This is a genomic window from Psychrobacter cryohalolentis K5 (assembly GCF_000013905.1).
GTDB lineage: Bacteria > Pseudomonadota > Gammaproteobacteria > Pseudomonadales > Moraxellaceae > Psychrobacter > Psychrobacter cryohalolentis.
The window spans coordinates 789,530-808,653 of record NC_007969.1; the positions used below are offsets into that span (position 1 = coordinate 789,530).

Genomic DNA, 19,124 nt, shown 5'->3' on the forward strand with positions numbered 1-19,124 from the left:
GAACAATAGTGGTTTGCAATGTTGCCCATTTCTAGTACGCTAGGGATGGGCTTTTTTGTGAATAAGTATAAATTTTAATCGTAGATGGTGAGGGTATTAAAATGGCAAAATTTTTAAACAGCAGTGGCACGACTTATCATTTAGAAGAGTTGATTAAAAATGCGTCTGATAGATTGATTATTATTAGCCCCTATCTAAAGCTGAATGAGCGTATTAAAGAGTTGCTAGAAGATCGTAATCGTCTCAAAATTGATATTAGAATCGTTTATGGCAAGAATGATTTGCACCCAGAAGAAATAAACTGGCTCAAAAATCTGACTTTTATTCGCACCAGCTTTTGTAAAAACTTGCATGCAAAGTGTTACCTGAACGAAAATGAGTGCATTATTACGAGCTTAAACCTTTATGAATTCAGCCAAGTCAATAATAATGAAATGGGCGTACTGATTTACCGTAATGAAGATGCGAAACTCTATGCCGATACTTATGAAGAAGCCCAGCGCATTATTCGTATCAGTGATGAAGTCAGAATGTCACTTGAGAAAATAATTGAGCCTAGTAATAGTGTTGATAACAACCTTAGTTCTGAGAGTGCTTCTCGAGTCCCTACTGAAACTCATTCTGCTAAACCTACAGAAGTAGCAACACCTAATTATTCTAAGTTAACGACGGCAAAGCTTGCCAAAGAGCTGGGCTTTAAAACCCAAGAATTAAACGATAAATTACTGACAGCGGGGTATTTGCAAGAGCAAGAAGGTGAGTTGTTATTAACAGATGCTGGGCGTGCCGCAGGTGGTACGAGTAAGCGTGGAAAGTTTGGTGAGTTTTGTCTGTGGGATTCAGGGATGGTGATATAAACGTCTATTTAACTTCTCACTTTTTACCTCATTACTTTGTTTTCAAAGAATAATTTTGCTACCTTCGTGTTAGTAATAAAAGGAATAACCGCATTACAATCCGTCACAAGACATTCATAACCAGTTTGTTAAGATAAAGTCAGTTTTTTTGTTGAGATGCTTGGTAGATATTTTAACCGCTGAGTATGTCGTTGATAATAAGAGAGCGCGTAGATAGCATTCGATAATAGCGCTCGTCACAATCATAAATAAGGAATCAAGCATGGCACATTTACGTTTAGGCGATACCGCACCAAATTTTGATGCAACCACTACTGAAGGTGATATCAATTTCCATGAATGGGCGGGTGATAATTGGGTGGTTTTCTTCTCACATCCAGCCGATTTTACCCCAGTATGTACCACTGAGCTCGGTCGTGCTGCTGCGCTAAATGGCGAATTTCAAAAGCGCGGCGTGAAGCCAATTTGTATCTCTGTTGACGGTATCGATGACCATCATGCCTGGGCAAAAGATATCGGTGAAACTCAAGGTACTGAACTGAACTTCCCCATCATCGCTGATCCTAATAAAGAAGTGGCTGAGCTGTATGACATGATGCATCCAAATGCAGACAGCACGCATACCGTACGTAGCGTCTTTATTATTGACCCAAGCAAAAAGATTCGACTAACACTGACCTATCCTGCTAGCTGTGGACGTAACTTTGACGAGATTCTTCGTGTGATTGACGCACTGCAATTGTCTGATGAATACAACATCGCAACGCCAGTAGACTGGAAAGATGGTGATGACGTTATCATTCCGCCAAGTGTTAAAAACGAAGATATCGCTGCCAAATATCCAAAAGGTCACACAGAAATTAAGCCGTATCTACGTACCACTCCTGCACCTAATAAATAATAAGCTGGAGCATGTGAGCTTGATGAAGAGATGATTTAAAAAGCCCCATAATGCAAAATTGTGGGGCTTTCTGTTATTCAGCTTAACATCAGAAGCATCAGCTAAATAAGGCTTTGCTATGATGAACAGAGTACGCTATAACTAGTAAATCAAGTATGCATGATTTAGAGATGAATCGTTATCGTTAATACTTGAGTTAATAGTGCATTTGATACTTGATGACACAACAATCATAATAAAATATAGCAGCGCTAAGTCGCTTTTAAGCCCACCTTACAAGGAGTTTTTATGAAAAAATTATATGTCACCCGTACAGCACCTAATCCACGGAAAGCACTTATTTTGCTAGCATCAAAAGGTATCGATATTGATGATATGGATGACCTCGATGTGATTGATATCGATTTTGCTGCCAACGAGCAAATGTCAGAGGCATTTACCAAAATAAATCCCATGCAAACCGTACCTGTTTTGACATTAGATGATGGTACTGTACTCAATGACTCGCAGGCAGTGTGCGAATATCTCGACCGTGTTTATGGTGAGCGCTCGGTGATGGGCAATGATGTGGTACAGCGTGCGCAAGTATGCTCTATGCGCCGTATCGCCGAATTTGAGGTGCTATATAACTTTATGCTCGCCTTTCAGCATAGCCACCCATCAAAAGCCCAGCGTGTTGAGCAAGTACCAGAGTTTGTCGCACCATCTATCGCACGTGCTGTCAAAGCATTAGCATATTTTGAAACCCTGTTGGAGGGTCATGAGTATCTGGTCGGTGACCAGCTGAGCTTTGCTGATATTGTGCTGTATTTGGGTTTAGATTTTGGCAAAGTCCTTCAAGTCAATCCCAATGAACAAGGCGACAATCTTGCCCGTTTTTACCAAATGATGAACGAGCGTTTTAGCATCAAAAACATGGCAAAAGCCAAACCTGTTCATGAAGAAGATTAAAGTAGTAAATTTTTTAAAAATGTAATGATAAGCAGCAACAGCTTTGCGTAACGAGGATAATTCCTAACGACGCAGGGCTGTTTTGCTATGGTTAACATTAAAAATAGGATCAGCATATATGTGAAATTTAGGTGTAATGGACATTTTTCATGCTGGCGTAGGGTCTAACGCTATATACTGTCTATATTTGCAAGGAATCAACGCCATGAATCAAAAAACTGCCCTTTTTGTCGTGATAAACACATCAAAAAGAATGGACGCAAGCTAGGCAAACAACAGTATCAATGTCTGGCTTGCAGACGGCAGTTTTTAGGTGGTAAAAGACTCAATAATCAAACCCTTTGGACTGAATATACCCAAGGGAAACAGACCTACAAACAACTGGCTGATAAGTATCACTGTAGTCTTAAAACCATTCAAAGGCGCTTAGATAAAGTCAGTACCCAGTATCCAGTTAAACGTCCTACGACTGCTAATATCATCATGGACACCACCTACTTTGGTCGCAAGTTTGGTTTAATGGTCTTTATGGACAACACCACTAGAACCGTTCTTTATTACGCTGTAGTGAGTCATGAAACCAACAGTGCTTATAAGCAAGGAGTGGATCACTTAGCATCGTTAGGCGTTGATGTACAAAGCATTACCTGCGATGGCAGACGAGGACTTAGAACGCTTTTTATTAGCACCCCTTGTCAGATGTGTCAGTTTCATCAAATGCAAATAGTGACTCGTTACCTGACTCGTCGTCCTAAGAACATCGCGAGCATTGAACTTAGAGGGCTTGCTTTAGACTTAACACAGCTTAATAAAGCTGACTTCATAGAGCACTTAGATTATTGGTATTTGACTCATGAAGATTATCTTAATGAGCGTAGTACCAATGACGATACTGGTAAAACGTGGTACACCCACAAGCGTCTTAGAAGTGCTTATCGTAGTCTCAGAACCAATAGTGATTGGTTATTTACTTATCAAGAATGTGAGCAGTTAGACATACCAAGCACCACAAATTCTCTTGAAGGTTTGTTTAGTGAGTTAAAGCGACAATTACACAGTCATCATGGGCTAAATGAGCGCCGTAAGTTACGGTTTATTAAAGACTTTTTAGCATCAAAGTCACTCAAATAGCATGAATTATGTCCATTAGCGACTACCTTCTACTTTTTAGCATGAATTTTGTCCATTACACCGAAATTTACTATGAATCTATAAAATTAAACACTTCGTTACACCTATATCACTTATGAGCGCTATAGTGGTCAGATTATTACCCTTTTATAAGCATCTTTTTAAATGCCCTTTGAAGAATTTGACTGATATCCGTCTTATAATTGTGACAGTCAGATTTTGTAGATTAAATGGGTCAAAAAGTTGAATTAAAAAGTATAACTGCAAGGTATGATCTTCATGACACTATCTTTTAAATCCGCCCTATTGCCAAGTATGCTAGCGATAAGTCTGGCATTAAGTGCTTGCCAAGATGCGTCTGTTCCAACGGATGCAAATCTCGAGTCAGCTGATACCAATGTTAGCACTGCAGATGCTGATATAGCGAATAATAATGCCACGTTAGCTAAGGCAAGCGAGATGAGTGCTGAAGAACAAATGATTGAAAATCTTGCACGTTATCGTTGGACACTAATCGATATTGATGATAAAAGTGGTGGACCTGTCATAACGACGCTTGTAGATATTAAAAACCAAGTAATGCTGTCGTTTAAACAAAACCAAGGTCATAACACACTAAATTATGGTGTAGGCTGTAACACTATGAGTGCAGGTTATGAGTTGCAAGGTCATACGTTAACGACAGAAGACAGCATGAGTACCAAAATGCTATGCGAAAATCTAAATAAGGCAGAAAATCGTTTAGATACTTTGATGCAGGGTACTAGTGAGCTCAGTGTCACTGAAGGTGATAACCCAGTCCTAACGCAAGTGACCAGCAATGCGGTTACTTTGACTTGGAAAGGTAGGTTGACGTCACAAGCCAAGTACAATAGTAAAGGTGAGACGGTATTTTGGGCCGTAAATGCCAATGAAACAGTGTGCTCTGATAATAGCTTAGAGATGTGTTTGCAAGTAAAACCAGTCACCTATAATGATCAAGGTATTAAAGTCAGTGAAGGCAAGTGGGCTGCATTTAATGGTGAGATTGATGGCTATGAGCATGATGGTAAGCATGATGAAGTGCTACGCCTACAACGTTATCAATTAGACAGCGATAAGGTATCAGAAGGTGAAGAATATGCCTATGTCTTGGACGCCGTTATTGAAAGCTCAGTCGTAGAATAGGGCTGATTGGTTATTAACGAATGAATACATTAAATAGTAACCTTAAACGAGCATAAAAAAACACGCGCCATTTGACCGCGTGTTTTTTTATGCTTAATTGCTTAATTGCTTAATTGCTTAATTGCTTAATTGCTTAATTGCTTAATTGCTTAATTGCTTAATTGCTTAATTGCTTAATTGCTTGTTTTAACGCAAATTGCCTAAATCTTCTTCAGTTAAGCGCCAGCGACCTTTTTTCTTAGACGCACCGCGCCCGCGCATGGCACTATTTAATATCAATTTGTTCATTGAATGGCTTGAGTGTGCATGACAGATGGCGCAGGCAAGACCGTCTGCCGCATCTTGTTGTGGTACAAAATCCAGAGTCAGTATCCGGCACACCATTTCTTGTACTTGCTCTTTTGCTGCTGCGCCATAGCCGCAAACGGCTTGTTTGATTTGGCGTGCAGTATATTCTGAAACTTCCAAATCCAGGGCTACCATCGCTGCAATGGCTGCGCCACGTGCTTGCCCAAGCTTAAGCGCTGAATCAGGGTTTTCTGCCATAAATACTTGTTCAATTGCCGTATAAATAGGCTCATCTGCATATTTTAGATGATGCTGAGTAATACGCGTCAAGCCATTAAAAATACGTTTTAGGCGTTCAGGCATCTCTTTGGTATCTGTACGAATGGTGCCTGAATCAATATAGGTGAGCTTATCGCCCGTTTGTTGAAGGATGCCATAGCCGGTCATGCGTGAACCTGGATCAATCCCAATAATAATTGCCATAGTGTTCCGTCTTACTTACATTTTGTTTTATGGCTTAAAAATTAGCCGTAAGTTTGATAGTATAGCAATCAATCCCCATATACATCATATGTTAGCCATTTTAATTTGCATGGCGCTCAATTTATTGGTTTTTATTTTATAGGACGACACTTTATGGGTCAGATAGTTGGTATTGCCATTGTATGGTTTATTATCGAGATGCTGCTTTGGTATTTGCTTGCTCAATTTACGAGTGGCTGGTTGGTGTTTATTTGGTTTATTATCGCCGCCGTCATCGGTATTTCGCTCCTGCGCAAAGGCATGGCCGCTCTCAACCCAATGGCCCAGCAGATGAAGGCAGGCGGTATGATGAATCCGTCGATGCGTCCGCAAGAGTCAACCATGATCAAAAGTGTGGCTATGGCAGCGGCTGGTATTTTGCTACTCATTCCCGGTGTGCTTAGTGACTTATTGGCGTTACTGGTTATCTTGCCACCCGTACAGAAAAAGCTCAAAGACTTTGCCAATAATTACGTCATGAACAATCAACAAAAAATGATGGAGATGATGGCCAAGCAGATGGGTGGACAAATGGGCGGCGGACAAAACCCATTCGGTGGTGCTGGCGGCATGGGAGGTCAAAACCCATTCGGCGGAGCAGGCGGCACGAATGGCCAAAATCCGTTTGGTCAGCAACAACAAAATCCGTTTGGTGATGTGTTCAAACAGCATACAACGATTGATGGGACAGCAAAAACCATTCCTAAAGACGTGAAAAAAATCACTAAATCTGCTAATGACGAATAGTTGAATTAATAGACGAGCATAGAAAAAGCCCCTTTCGTCAATGACAAAAGGGGCTTTTTAGTAGCTGTAATTCATTCTTTATAAATATAGTGCTTATAAATAAAAAAACTACTAACCGAATATAACAACCGAAGTGCCGCCGCAAGATGGTGACCCATGAACCGTGAAGTTCAGGGCGGATGCGTCACTGCCTCGGCAGGTTTCCTGATACACCGCAAGCGGTGCAGGCATACACAATGAAGCAATAGGTACCACATCCTGGTAAAGCATTATCGGCTCAGGGAATAAACATCTGCTAGCCAACACTTCAGAATATAATTATCTTAACCAATGGTTTGAGTGATTGCAAGTACGATTTACAGATTGCTACGTGAGTTTGATAATTAGCATGATTACCATAAGATTATTATTAAATCCTAAACTATTCATATAGTAATCAATTGTTGACTTAGAAGCTCACTTTTCAGCTATTTCAAGATGTGTGCTAATATAGACAACTTTAGACATCCTAATACAGCATTATAGGCGTTCATTCACTTGAGGAGCGGTAATCCATGACCAATACCCAGCAACAATCAGAATCTATCGACGATAATCAGCCACAATTAAGCAAGCAGCAAGATAGTGATAATAATAAGAAAGTGCCGCGTGTATTAATGATATTAGATGGGTTTGGGCATCGTGAAGATGATAAAGATAATGCCATTGCTGCCGCTAATATGCCAAATTTAGATAATATTTATGAACAGTATCCGCATGGATTGATATCAGCGTCAGGAGAAGATGTTGGTTTGCCAGATGGTCAGTTTGGTAATTCAGAAGTTGGGCATATGAATTTGGGCGCTGGGCGCGTGCTTTATCAAGATTCAACTCGTATCTCAAGTGAAGTTGCCAGTCGTGATTTTTATAAAAATGAAGCCTTGGTCGATGCAGTAAAAGCCGCCAATACATTGGGCGGCAATGTGCATATTATGGGCTTGCTGTCAGATGGTGGCGTCCATTCTCATCAAGACCATATTGAAGCAATGTGCCATTCCGCATTGGTACATGGTGCCAAAAACGTCTTTGTGCATTGCTTTTTAGATGGACGTGACACGCCGCCTAAGTCTGCTGATAAATATATCAATCGTCTTCGTGATCATATCGCAAAGTTGAATGCCCATTATGAGAGTGGTCGTGTACAGATTGCGACTATTATTGGGCGTTACTATGCAATGGATCGTGACAATCGCTGGGATCGCGTGCAAAAAGCTTATGAGCTGATCACTGAAGGTAAAGCGGATCGTTTAGCAACTCGTGCTGATGGGGCAGTGCAAGCTGCGTACAAAGCACGCGAAACCGACGAATTCATTAATCCAACGGTCGTAATTGGACGTGATGAGGTACCTTATACCGTTGATGACAATGATGCTCTTATTTTTATGAATTTCCGTGCTGACCGTGCTCGTGAGCTTGCGCAAGCTTTCGTATTACCGGATCATGAGTTTTCAGGATTTGCCCGCAATAAGCAGCCAAAACTTGCGGCATTTGTGATGTTGACCAAGTATTCTGATGTGTTAGCAGATAATCCTAAAACCAGCATCGCTTATTATCCAAATTCATTGACCAATACTCTTGGCGAGTATTTGCAAGATAAGGGCAAGACCCAGTTACGTATTGCTGAAACTGAAAAATATGCTCATGTGACGTTCTTCTTTAGTGGTGGGCGTGAAGATGAATATAAAGGTGAGACACGCATCTTAGTGCCATCGCCAGATGTTGCTACTTATGACTTGCAGCCTGAGATGAGCGCGCCTGAAGTGACAGATAGATTGGTGGAAGCGATAGAATCTGGTAAATATGACGTGCTAGTTGTCAATTATGCCAATGGTGATATGGTCGGTCACACTGGTATCTTTGATGCTGCGGTGCAAGCAGTAGAAGCGTTAGATATCTGCGTTGGGCGCGTGGCAGAAGCAGTACGTGCGGCAGGCGGCGATATGCTGATTACAGCAGATCATGGCAACTGTGAGCAGATGCAAGACTATGAGAGTGGTCAAGTCCATACTCAGCATACTACTGAGCACGTGCCACTTATTTATGTCGGTGAGAAAAAAGTACAAGTCCGTAGCGGCGGTAAGCTTAGTGATGTTGCACCTACTATTTTGGCCTTAATGGATATCGAAGCGCCGAAAGAGATGACAGGCGAAAGTCTGTTAGTTGCCCATCAATAATCCAATTATAATAAGGCGCTAGAAATTTATACTAGTAGCGTTACATTACTTTCAAAGTAAATTAATATTAAAAGGGAGAGCTATTGATCAGCTCTCCCTTTTTTGTTGCTACATTTTGTCTAACATTTCACCTAAGTTACTTGCAATACTCTCCTATTCTTATAAGGGTGCTTGATGCTATCTTATGGGCTATTATTCAATAATAACCATATAACAATCCTATAATAATGATGGCTTAACTTTGGACAAATTTTCAGGTGATTTTTATGCATTTTAACACTCCTATCAGTCGTACATTTCCATTGACCTCTAAAAGACTCGAGCAATCAATGAGTACGATATCTAGCTACACTAATGTCTTAAAGCCGACGCTTATCGTGGGTTTTCTGGGCTTAAGTATGATTGCTATACCAGCGCAAGCGGCTGTCAAAGATACTGCGGCAGGGCGCAACGCAAGTCGTACGGCAAGCTTACAACTCATCAGTTTAAATGCTGATAATGTACCATTAGATAACGGTGCAGATGATCTATCAGATATTGCTGATATGCTTGAATCTGCTGATCAAGCTGACGATTTAATTGATAGTGTGGCGGATGAAAGTGTGCTGAACAATGAATCGCCTATTATTAATACCGACATTCCTGCCGAAGTGGCTCAAGTGTCATTAAATGCTATTTCTCCTGAAACGTTGAAGACCTTTGTTGCTTTGATTGATTTGGTGCGTCGTGAATATGTCGATACGGTTAATGATGAAGAACTGTTTAATAATGCTATGAGCGGCATGTTGACCAAGCTCGATAGCCATGCGGAATTTTTGGACGCTGAAGCTTATGAGAATCTGCGTGCTTTTACGGAAGGCGATGTCGGCGATATTGGCATCAAAGTTGAGTATCAATCAGCCTTGGGTTATTGGGTCATCACTGAGGTACTGGATGATTCACCTGCCGATAAAAAGGGTATCGCAGTTGGCGATTATCTACACCAAGTCGATGAGTTTAAGCTTGGCGAAGATGAAGAAAGTAACGATATCGAGCAGCTTTTGACAGGCATTGCCGGTACGCAAGTAGATGTGGTGACGTCCAAGGCAGGACGCCGTAAACATGTCACCACTTTACAACGTAATAATAGCCATCCTCAAATTATTGAAACTCGTTTTGTAGATGGTATGGCCATTGTTAGGTTGCCAGCATTTCAAAATAATAGCCGTGAAAAACTGCTACAAAGTTTGATCGATTTGGATAAGCCTGTCACAGGAATACTACTAGATTTACGTGATAATCCAGGTGGCGTATTGGCATCCGCTGTGAGCGTTGCTAGCCTATTTATGACAGATACGGATGTGGTACAGATAAAGAGTCGCCAAGCAGATTCCCGTACATTGTCGACTAGAGGTGCAGCATTGCTTGAGGCACTACCGGTAGTGGTGTTGCAAAATCGCTATTCGGCGTCAGCGGCAGAAGTGTTGACCAGTAGCTTGCAAGCGCAAAAGCGTGGCACTGTCTTAGGTGAGGTCAGTTACGGCAAAGGCTCTGTACAATCGGTGATACCGCTTAACGATGAGCAAGCGGTCAAGCTTACGGTTGCCAACTATATGACTGCTTCAGGTAAAAAGATAGATGGTATTGGGGTAGAGCCTGATATCGCTCTATCGGGCAGTGAAAGCACGTGGGAGCAGCAAGCGCTTGATTTATTACGAAAGAAAGCACTTACTTCAGGTATTCGATTTGTACGCTCTGAGAAAAAGCCCGATCCTAAAAATAGTATTATTAAAAATAATACAGCTATAAAGAATGTTATTGAAAAACCAACATCTAAGGAAAAGCTCTAATCTAGTCACAATTCTATATCAAAGCCCCTTATTCAGCTTGATCTTCTGCAATCTCAAGTTTGGTCATACGATAGCGTAAGGATCGAAAAGTGGTTCCTAATAGTTCAGCGGCTTGGGTTTTATTCCAGCCAGTTTGCTTAAGTGCAGTGATAATAAGTTGTCTTTCTTGCTCTTGGAGATAGTGCTCTAACCCTTGTGCTGGTAGCTGACCACTGACGCTGCTTTTTATCGCGATACTGTTTAATATATCAATATTGCCATCAATGCTACTGTCGAGATTGGCTACAGAATCGGTCTTATCACTATTTGCGTTCTTGTTTACTGATTCAGCGCGCTCCGCCATTGCTGTCACTGATTGCTGCTCTATTCCTATTGCGGAAGACGATGAGTCGGATATCGTACCGGATATCGAAGATTGCTTCACTGCAGCATAGTGATGAGTCATCGTACGATAAGGGTGCAGATTAGCCTTTGCTTGCTGCGTCGAGACACTTTTGATAGATGATGGTTCTCTATCGTCTTTATCTATATTTTCTATTGAATCAGATGCGTTATCTTCATTGATTTTTTGAGGCATATGCGCCTGTTGATGGACATTTAAGTCAGATAAGCCGAGATGGCTTATATCAATAGTTGAGGTTTCAGCCAAAGTAACGGCACGTTCAAGTACATTACGCAGCTCACGAACGTTACCCGCAAAATCATGCTGCTGTAAACGCAGGCAAGCCTCTGCAGTTAATAAAGGCTTCGACTCCAACTGCCACTCTTCAGCAATCAGCGCTAAAAAATGCGTGGCTAATACCGGTATATCATCGCGCCGTGCATTCAATGTTGGTAATTTAAGCTCAATCACGTTAATGCGGTAATATAAATCCTGACGGAACAACCCTGTCTGTACCAGCTGGTTTAAATCTTTATGCGTGGCTGACAAGATACGAATATCGACAGGCACTTCTTTGGTATCGCCAATCGCGCGTACAGTTTTCTCCTGAATAGCCCGTAGCAACTTCACTTGCATCGCTAAAGGCAAGTCTGCTACCTCATCTAAAAATAAAGTACCGCCATTGGCTTGCTGAAATAGACCTTGCTTGTCCGCAACGGCACCTGTAAAGCTGCCTTTTTTATGACCAAAAAACTCTGATTCCATCAGCTCTGATGGTATCGCCCCGCAATTGACTGGCACAAAACTGCCGTCACGCCGCGGGCTTAAGTCATGAATGAGCCGCGCAACGACTTCTTTACCTGTACCTGAAGCCCCTGACAAAAATACTGGCGCTTGTGAGCGAGCCAATTTTAAAATCGTGTTTTTTAAAGGATGCATTACCGCCGAATCACCAATCAGGCGCTCATCAAGCATCTGCTGTTCAGGTGAGCGTTGCGGCGTGGACTTGGCAGTCAAATCTTGTTGTATTACCTTTAGCGCGTTTTCAACCAATTGCCGTAAGCGGGGTAGCTCAAGCGGTTTATTGACGAAATCAAAAGCCCCAAGCTTTAGTGCTTCAATCGCTAAATCCATACTACCATGCGCTGTAATCACCGCAATGGGCTTACTGGAGCTGGCACTGATATGTTTGACCAACTCTAATCCCGAACCATCAGGGAGTTTTAAATCGGTTAGACAAAAATCATAGTCATTGTCTTGCCAGTACGATTTCGCTTGCGACAATGTATAGGCAACATCACTTTTGATACCCATTTTGGTCAGGGTGATTTGCATCAAACGGCATAAATCTACTTCGTCATCAACGACTAGCGCGGTGGTTGTCATACATCATCTCATTGTTTTCAAGTGCTACAAAAGTATATAAAATAACGCTCTAAGGGTTTATCAGTCTTAATAACTGCATTGGTTACAGGTATTTTTTAATGAACAATATAAAGCCTTTTGTTTTACATTTTCTTTCAATTTTTTTTGAGAAGTAATTCTTTCTTCTTTAGATAAAAGTTGGACTAACGATGTCATTATGAACAGCAGGAAAAATTAGCCTAAAGCAGGTTTTTTGATGCTCAGGCACATACAGTAAGCGTGCCTGATTGGCTTCACAAAAGGCTTGTGATAAATATAGCCCAAGCCCTGTGCCTGATTGTTCGGTGGTAAAAAACGGATTAAATAAAGCGCTTAAATCATCTGCATTAACACCAGTACCGCCATCCAAAACATCGATTATAACATCGTTATCGGCACAATAAATTTCGATTTCCACAAAGGCATGAGGGTGGGCGTAACTACTATAGCGTAAACCATTATTGATTAAATTGATGAGTACCTGCTCTAACTGATGAATATCAAAAGAGATGGTAGGCTGGGTAAGAACATGTAGAAAGACATCATGTCCTTTAAAGTAATTGTCTAAAAATACAGGCATCCAATCAGCAAGGATAATGGTTTGTTGATTGGCCGTTTGCTGGCGCGACAGTTTTAATACGTCTTCGATAATGCGATTAACGCGTTTTGTTTGCGAAAATATCATTTTATAAAGCTCATGGTTGCCAGTCATCTGGCTATTTATATCATTATTAGCGAAAGGACTTAGGGCATTGTCATTGTCCATCTCGCTTTCTATAACATCTTCTATTAGCAACTGGCTAGCTTGCGAAATAGCTGCCAAAGGGTTTCTGATTTCATGAGCGATACTGGCGGTCAACTGTCCAAGTGAGGCGAGCTTTAATTGTTGCGCACTGGCTTGTTCACGGCGTAAATCCTCTAATATAATGAGTTTACTGTCGTCTTTTAACGGAATAATATCGACACGTAGCTTGCCAATGATAGAAGAGTTGGCAACAGCAGGCAGCTCATAAATAAAAGTACGCGTTAGTCCTGCGGCTACCGATAAGCAAGCATTAAACAATTGCAGATGTTGTTGGCCAAGTTGCTGCTCAAAAGCGGCTACTGGTTTTGACTGATTGTCATGACGGCTTGGGATGCTAAGTAGCTGATAAGCCGCAAGGTTGGCTAAGACCACTTGTTTGTCATCAATGACGATGACACCATTGACCATTTGAGAGATGACTTCTTGATTGATACTATTTAAACGCTCGACTTCTTTGGCATGGCGAACCGCCACTTTTTCAAGCTGTACCAAGCGCTGCGATATCGACCAGCTTAGACCGCCTACTGCCAAAAAGCTGGCTGACATGAGTAGGGCACTGCCTAAATTTGCCAAACTCATACTATTGGCAATGGCATAAAAAAACTGCTGATAAATCACAAAAATAATGGCAAGCAAAGTAATAATTAATGCTTGTGAGCCATGTAATAACATAAAGCTTGCTGCTACCACCACCATGTATAGCATGGTCAGCTGCAAATCAGGTGCGCCAGCGGTATAGAGCAGTAAGCTTAGGATAATGACATCTAGCGCCAACCCAAAAGCCAGCTGTCGGCGCATATGCTTACCAACGGTATAAAATAATCCTAGCAAGATTAAACTCAGCAAAACGTAAAAACTGAGCACGGTTTGCTGCAAGAAACTTGGCAATGATGGGCTGCCATCCGTGCGAACCGTAATATATACCATCAGCATAAAAAACAAGCTGACGATAAAGCGATAACTGCTATAAATCATCCCCAGTTTGCGTAACTGCGGCACAGGCAAAATATCATCTTGCTCTAGATAGTCAGTAATAACAGCGATAAGCTTGGAGGCAGATTTGGCAGGATTCATGGATTAATAACTAATGTGCTTAATGAGAGGGACTTGATAATTAGGGTTGAATAAGACCATGGCGAATCGCCAAATGCGTCAATTTCACATCACTATCGACATTTACTTTTTCATAAATACGATAACGATAGGTATTGATGGTCTTCACACTGACAAATAACTGGTCTGCAATTTGTTGAGGGCTTTGACAGTTGACCACCATCATTGCTACTTGCTTCTCACGATCACTGAGCAAATCAAAAGGGGAATTGGCATTATCAGATAATAGTACGTCAGCTAATTGTTCAGCGACGTCTTGGCTAAAGTAGCGTCCACCTTGATAGATTTTTTTGACCGCTCGTATCATCTCATCAAGCGGTGTGCCTTTAGTAATATAGCCATTGACGCCTGCTTTAATCAACATTGAGGGATAAGGTTGAGCTGACATACTACTAACTGCCAAAATTTTGATACCCATATCCAGCTGAATCAAGCGTTTGGTTGCTTCCAGACCGCCGATATTGGGCATATTGACATCCAGTAATATCACATCAGGACGCAGCTGTTTTGCCATCTTTATCGCCATATCACCGCTGTCTGCCTCACCGACGACTTCGATATCTGCACTATCTGCCAGCATACGGCTAATACCCATCCGCACCAAATCATGATCATCTACTACTAATACTCGAATCATTGTTATACTCTTTTCTATCTATCAGAATAAAGGGTGCACTGCTAAATTTAAGTCATCTTAATCAATCTATTTGACCAATAACACTCATTTACGCATAAAAAAGCCAATATTAATTGCTTTATTTGGACAGTAGAGACGTAATAAGGTGTCTACCAGCGTTAATGTAATGCTATATTGCGATAATGTTAACTAATATTGCTGTAACATCAAGTAAGTGTAGTAAAATTTGAATGTGGCACTGAAATGCCATCTAATTGATTTAGTACATTAAACTTAAATGTAAACCATGATACACTAAAAATACAAAAACTCTATGTGAGTATCTACAAACACACCTATAAACGCTACGTACGTAGTTGGCGTCAGTCAGTATGTCACTGATGACAGCACGTAAGCAGGAGGCAGAATGAAGCAACTACCATTAACCAAACAGCAATTAATCGCTGCTATGATTTCATTGAGTTTGGGCAGTGTCGCACAAGCCGCACTTACAATTAATGGTAGCGCCAGCGCTGAGTCTAGTGCTCGCTTGAGCTGGGGCGGTGCCGATAGCTTGTCTGAAGCGCGCAGTATCATGTCTAGGTCTGGCAACAGCTCTACGATTAAAAAAATAGATAACGGTTCTGGTACAACCAGTATTACCAATACGACCAGTTTTGGTAGTAGTAATAACAACAGTTATAATAATGCCAATAGCTACAACACCACGTATCGCGGTAGTTTTGGCAACAGTAATATGATTCCGATCAGCACTGATTCGCGCAGTGTCGCGGTTATTGATGCAGAAACCGGTGAGTCAATTTATCAAAAAGATGCGGATATCGCGCGTCCAATGGCCAGTATTACCAAGGTAATGACGGCTATCGTGGTACTTGATGCCGGCTTAGATATGCGTGAAGAGCTAACACTTGATCCAGAAGATTTCGTTGGTCCAAAGCGTGCCAGCTCTAACCTAAAGTCAGGCGATCGGCTCAATCGCGCTGAGATGCTGTTAATGGCATTAATGAAATCAGAAAATCCTGCAGCAAAAAGTCTTGCCCGTAATTATCCGGGTGGCTATAGCGCCTTTATACGCGCGATGAACCGTAAAGCACAAGAGCTTGGCATGAGTACCGCTTTCTTTGGTGATCCAACGGGTCTGGATAAGCGCAACGTTGCTTCCTCAAATGACTTGGTTAAAATGGTTCGTGCTGCTGGTAACTATGACGTGATTCGTCGTTTCTCAACCACTAAGAGCTATGATTTTTTTGTCTCTAACTTCTCAAGTGGTAACCGTACTTACAAAGCCAATAACACCAGCAGCTTAGTTCGTGATGGCAGCTATCCTATCGGCATCTCAAAGACAGGCTTTATCAATGAAGCAGGGCGTTGTGTTGTCATGGAGACGCGCGTCAATAATCGTCCCGCTATTATCGTGATTTTGGGTGCCAATAGTTCAGCAACGCGCTGGGGTGATGCCAAAAATATCTTAAATAGCTTAGCAACACGTCGCACGGTATAAGATTACAGCGTTAAACGCGCAGTATCAAAAGACATTTATAATAAAAAGGCTGTTATGTGATATAACAGCCTTTTTATTATGTCAAAAACGTATTGATGTTAAGGAGCATTACATGATTCAGTCATCAGTCTCTACGGTTTCTCATACTATACCTAAGCTATATTTGCTGACTAATGATGATGAGTTTAGCCTTTTATATCAAAAGTTAGAAGCCGCTTTAGCAACAGGATTGATTGCTCTTTTACAAATACGTCGTAAGCAGATATTAGCATTGCCTGACGGCGAATCTGTTCTTTATAAAGAGGCGCTACAAATCGTTAATTTGGCTAAAACCTACAATGTGCCAGTATTGATAAATGACAATATTGCTTTGGCCGAAAAACTTGGTATCGGCGTGCATTTGGGACAGCAAGATGGTGATCTTAGTGAGGCAACACAATCTTTAGCCCCGAATCAAATCATTGGTCGCACTTGTCATGGCGATATAACGCTAGTCAAAGCTGCGAAAACTGAAGGCGCAAGCTATGCCGCCATGGGTGCAATCTTTGCTTCAACGACCAAGCCCAATGCTGCCACTATCTTACGCCAGCAACTGATAGAAGGCTGCCAGCAAGATATAAAAATATGCGTGATAGGCGGTTTAACGGCAGAAAACATCTCAGAGCTGGCAGGGTTACCTATTGCTTATATAGCAATCGTTGGCGATATCATGGATTTACCTGTCCATCAAATCGCAACGCGTTGTCAGCAGTGGCAGCAAGTACTTAATAAGTGGAATGTGCCTGCTGAATGAATACTATTTTAAAATATAAGTACGAATTTATTCAGCGTGCTGCATACATAAAGTTGCATAAGGCAATGCTTGCAAGCGCTGTGCTTCGATAGGCTCAGCGCATACCTCACATTCTCCATAACTGCCACTCTCGATACGGTTTAAAGCGTGGTCTACAAAACCTAAGCTTTGCTGTGCCTCAACCATTAAGTTCTTGCGCATGTCATTCTGACGATAAGCAATCGCTTGATCTTCCCAATGTTCATTGAGATCATCTTGCGGATTTTGGATATGGTCCTCAATGTCAGCAATCCGAGTTTGGTACTCTTCTTTTAGTTGTAATAGATTTTGTTTGGCAGCTTCAAAGTCGATACTCATTTATTTCTCCTAATGATTTATTGTTATGGCACAAGTACGCTATTGATCATAGATAGCTAAACGACTCAGTACCACCACAAAATGTTAATGAGAGTGTTATTAGTTTGAGAAGATAAATTTGCTTATCGCTAAATTTATCTTAGGTGACATATAAGTACAGACTATAAAACTGTTAGAATACACCGCCTTAAATGCTTGTTAGGACAGTTTTCTAAAACTGCCAGCAATAGGATTTGATGAAATAAATTTGCTAAAGAGTATCCAATAAACCGTTGGCGAACCGTCATACAGATTGATAACAGATGATATATAGGAGCAGGTAATGAATTTTTTGCGTATGAGCGAGCTGAGTTTGACCGATAAAGTAGTGTTGATTCGTGAAGACCTTAATGTCCCTATTAAAGCGGGTAAAGTGGCTAGTGATGCACGCCTGCAAGCAAGTTTGCCGACGATTAAGATGGCGCTAGAAAAGGGTGCAGCAGTGATAGTCTGCTCGCATTTAGGACGCCCGACAGAAGGCAATCCTGAAGCCATTTATTCGTTAGCACCCGTTGCTGACTATTTAAGCGATAAACTATCCGCGCCTGTTACGCTGAATAGTGACTACTTCACTCAAGGCGTCGCTATCGAAGCAGGTGAAGTCGTACTGCTAGAGAACGTACGTTTTAATGAAGGCGAAAAGAAGAATGATGCAGCGCTTGCACAAAAATATGCTGATTTGTGCGATGTATTTGTGATGGACGCTTTTGGCACAGCACATCGCGCCCAAGCATCAACAGAAGGCGTAACCCAAGCGATGCATAAAGCAGGTAAGACCGCCTGTGCTGGACCTTTATTGGCAGCAGAGCTTGATGCTTTAAGCCTAGCACTTGAAACGCCAGCACAACCTATGCTCGCTATCGTTGGTGGCTCAAAAGTTTCTACCAAATTAGAGGTTTTACATAGTTTGGCTGAGCTTTGCTCACAGATTATCGTTGGTGGCGGGATTGCAAATACCTTCTTAGCCGCGCAAGGTCATAGTGTTGGTGCGTCACTTTATGAAGCAGATCTGCTCGATACAGCTCGTGAAATCATGGGTAAAACTGAGATTTTATTGCCTGAATATGTCGTCGTTGCTGATAAAAGCGACATTGATTTTGCTGACTTCACTGGCTCATTACAACAAGCCTCTGCGACCATCAAATCTGTCGACACGATTGGCGAAAATGACATGATATTAGATATCGCGCCAGATAGTGCTATAAAATTGGCAGAGGCAATTACCAAGGCGAAAACTATCTTATGGAATGGTCCAGTCGGCGTTTTTGAAGTGGATGCGTTTGGTCAGGGTACTCAGATAGTGGCAGAAGCGGTCAAAAATAGCCAAGGTTTCTCGATTGCAGGTGGCGGTGATACACTTGCTGCGATTGATAAATATCAAGTAGCGGATGGCGTCAGCTATATGTCAACGGGTGGCGGTGCGTTCTTAGAGTTTGTAGAAGGCAAAGTCTTGCCAGCGGTTGCTGCTTTAGAGATTAATGCATAAC

Annotated in this window: 16 protein-coding genes and 1 other RNA gene; 11 read left to right on the forward strand and 6 right to left on the reverse strand. The window is 41.7% G+C overall.

Going from position 1 to position 19,124, the window contains the following annotated elements:
* Positions 1-101 precede the first annotated feature (101 nt).
* From PCRYO_RS03465 to PCRYO_RS03485, 5 genes are all read left to right on the forward strand, one after another.
* Positions 102-857, forward strand: a complete 756-nt coding sequence (locus tag PCRYO_RS03465; RefSeq protein ID WP_011513016.1) for a phospholipase D family protein — start codon at positions 102-104, stop codon at positions 855-857.
* A 262-nt stretch (positions 858-1,119) separates the two neighbouring features.
* Positions 1,120-1,758 (forward strand): peroxiredoxin, encoded by a 639-nt coding sequence (locus tag PCRYO_RS03470; RefSeq protein ID WP_011513017.1) that lies wholly within the window; start codon positions 1,120-1,122, stop codon positions 1,756-1,758.
* Between the two features lie 288 nt (positions 1,759-2,046).
* Positions 2,047-2,709, forward strand: a complete 663-nt coding sequence (locus PCRYO_RS03475; RefSeq protein WP_011513018.1) for a glutathione S-transferase family protein — start codon at positions 2,047-2,049, stop codon at positions 2,707-2,709.
* A 483-nt stretch (positions 2,710-3,192) separates the two neighbouring features.
* The gene (locus PCRYO_RS13285) at positions 3,193-3,840 is read left to right on the forward strand and encodes an IS256 family transposase, variant Zn-binding type (protein WP_011513019.1); all 648 of its coding nucleotides are present in this window, start codon (positions 3,193-3,195) and stop codon (positions 3,838-3,840) included.
* Between the two features lie 279 nt (positions 3,841-4,119).
* Positions 4,120-5,007: an META domain-containing protein gene (locus PCRYO_RS03485; RefSeq protein WP_011513020.1), complete on the forward strand. Its 888-nt coding sequence runs from the start codon at positions 4,120-4,122 to the stop codon at positions 5,005-5,007.
* 186 nt (positions 5,008-5,193) lie between these two features.
* Here PCRYO_RS03485 and ruvC read toward each other — a convergent pair whose 3' ends face one another.
* A complete protein-coding gene (ruvC, locus tag PCRYO_RS03490) occupies positions 5,194-5,778 on the reverse strand; it encodes a crossover junction endodeoxyribonuclease RuvC (protein ID WP_011513021.1) in 585 nt (194 codons plus the stop codon).
* 153 nt (positions 5,779-5,931) lie between these two features.
* Between ruvC and PCRYO_RS03495 the strand changes: the two genes are divergently transcribed.
* Positions 5,932-6,564, forward strand: coding sequence for an FxsA family protein (locus PCRYO_RS03495; protein ID WP_011513022.1), 633 nt, complete (start codon positions 5,932-5,934; stop codon positions 6,562-6,564).
* A 121-nt stretch (positions 6,565-6,685) separates the two neighbouring features.
* Here PCRYO_RS03495 and ssrS read toward each other — a convergent pair.
* A non-coding RNA gene (gene ssrS, locus PCRYO_RS13040) (6S RNA) lies at positions 6,686-6,881 on the reverse strand.
* A gap of 237 nt (positions 6,882-7,118) precedes the next feature.
* Between ssrS and gpmI the strand changes: the two genes are divergently transcribed.
* Together gpmI and PCRYO_RS03505 are read left to right on the forward strand one after the other, a co-directional pair.
* Positions 7,119-8,777, forward strand: coding sequence for a 2,3-bisphosphoglycerate-independent phosphoglycerate mutase (gene gpmI, locus PCRYO_RS03500; protein ID WP_011513023.1), 1,659 nt, complete (start codon positions 7,119-7,121; stop codon positions 8,775-8,777).
* Positions 8,778-9,043: 266 nt separating this feature from the next.
* Complete coding sequence (locus PCRYO_RS03505) at positions 9,044-10,606, forward strand: S41 family peptidase (RefSeq protein ID WP_011513024.1); 1,563 nt, start codon at positions 9,044-9,046, stop codon at positions 10,604-10,606.
* Positions 10,607-10,634: 28 nt separating this feature from the next.
* Here PCRYO_RS03505 and PCRYO_RS13445 read toward each other — a convergent pair whose 3' ends face one another.
* The 3 genes from PCRYO_RS13445 to PCRYO_RS03520 form a co-directional block, all read right to left on the reverse strand.
* On the reverse strand, positions 10,635-12,374 hold the full coding sequence (locus PCRYO_RS13445) for a sigma-54-dependent transcriptional regulator (protein ID WP_011513025.1): 1,740 nt from the start codon (positions 12,372-12,374) through the stop codon (positions 10,635-10,637).
* Positions 12,375-12,540: 166 nt separating this feature from the next.
* Positions 12,541-14,271 carry a sensor histidine kinase gene (locus PCRYO_RS03515; protein ID WP_011513026.1) on the reverse strand — a complete coding sequence of 577 codons (1,731 nt, stop codon included), beginning with the start codon at positions 14,269-14,271 and terminating at the stop codon, positions 12,541-12,543.
* A 40-nt stretch (positions 14,272-14,311) separates the two neighbouring features.
* Positions 14,312-14,947 carry a response regulator gene (locus PCRYO_RS03520; RefSeq protein WP_011513027.1) on the reverse strand — a complete coding sequence of 212 codons (636 nt, stop codon included), beginning with the start codon at positions 14,945-14,947 and terminating at the stop codon, positions 14,312-14,314.
* A 406-nt stretch (positions 14,948-15,353) separates the two neighbouring features.
* Between PCRYO_RS03520 and PCRYO_RS03525 the strand changes: the two genes are divergently transcribed.
* Both PCRYO_RS03525 and PCRYO_RS03530 read left to right on the forward strand, forming a co-directional pair.
* On the forward strand, positions 15,354-16,448 hold the full coding sequence (locus PCRYO_RS03525; protein ID WP_011513028.1) for a serine hydrolase: 1,095 nt from the start codon (positions 15,354-15,356) through the stop codon (positions 16,446-16,448).
* 112 nt (positions 16,449-16,560) lie between these two features.
* On the forward strand, positions 16,561-17,241 hold the full coding sequence (locus PCRYO_RS03530) for a thiamine phosphate synthase (protein WP_011513029.1): 681 nt from the start codon (positions 16,561-16,563) through the stop codon (positions 17,239-17,241).
* Positions 17,242-17,268: 27 nt separating this feature from the next.
* Here PCRYO_RS03530 and PCRYO_RS03535 read toward each other — a convergent pair whose 3' ends face one another.
* Positions 17,269-17,598, reverse strand: coding sequence for a TraR/DksA family transcriptional regulator (locus PCRYO_RS03535; protein WP_011513030.1), 330 nt, complete (start codon positions 17,596-17,598; stop codon positions 17,269-17,271).
* 322 nt (positions 17,599-17,920) lie between these two features.
* Here PCRYO_RS03535 and PCRYO_RS03540 point away from each other — a divergent pair, with 322 nt between their 5' ends.
* Complete coding sequence (locus PCRYO_RS03540; RefSeq protein WP_011513031.1) at positions 17,921-19,123, forward strand: phosphoglycerate kinase; 1,203 nt, start codon at positions 17,921-17,923, stop codon at positions 19,121-19,123.
* Position 19,124: the final 1 nt, after the last annotated feature.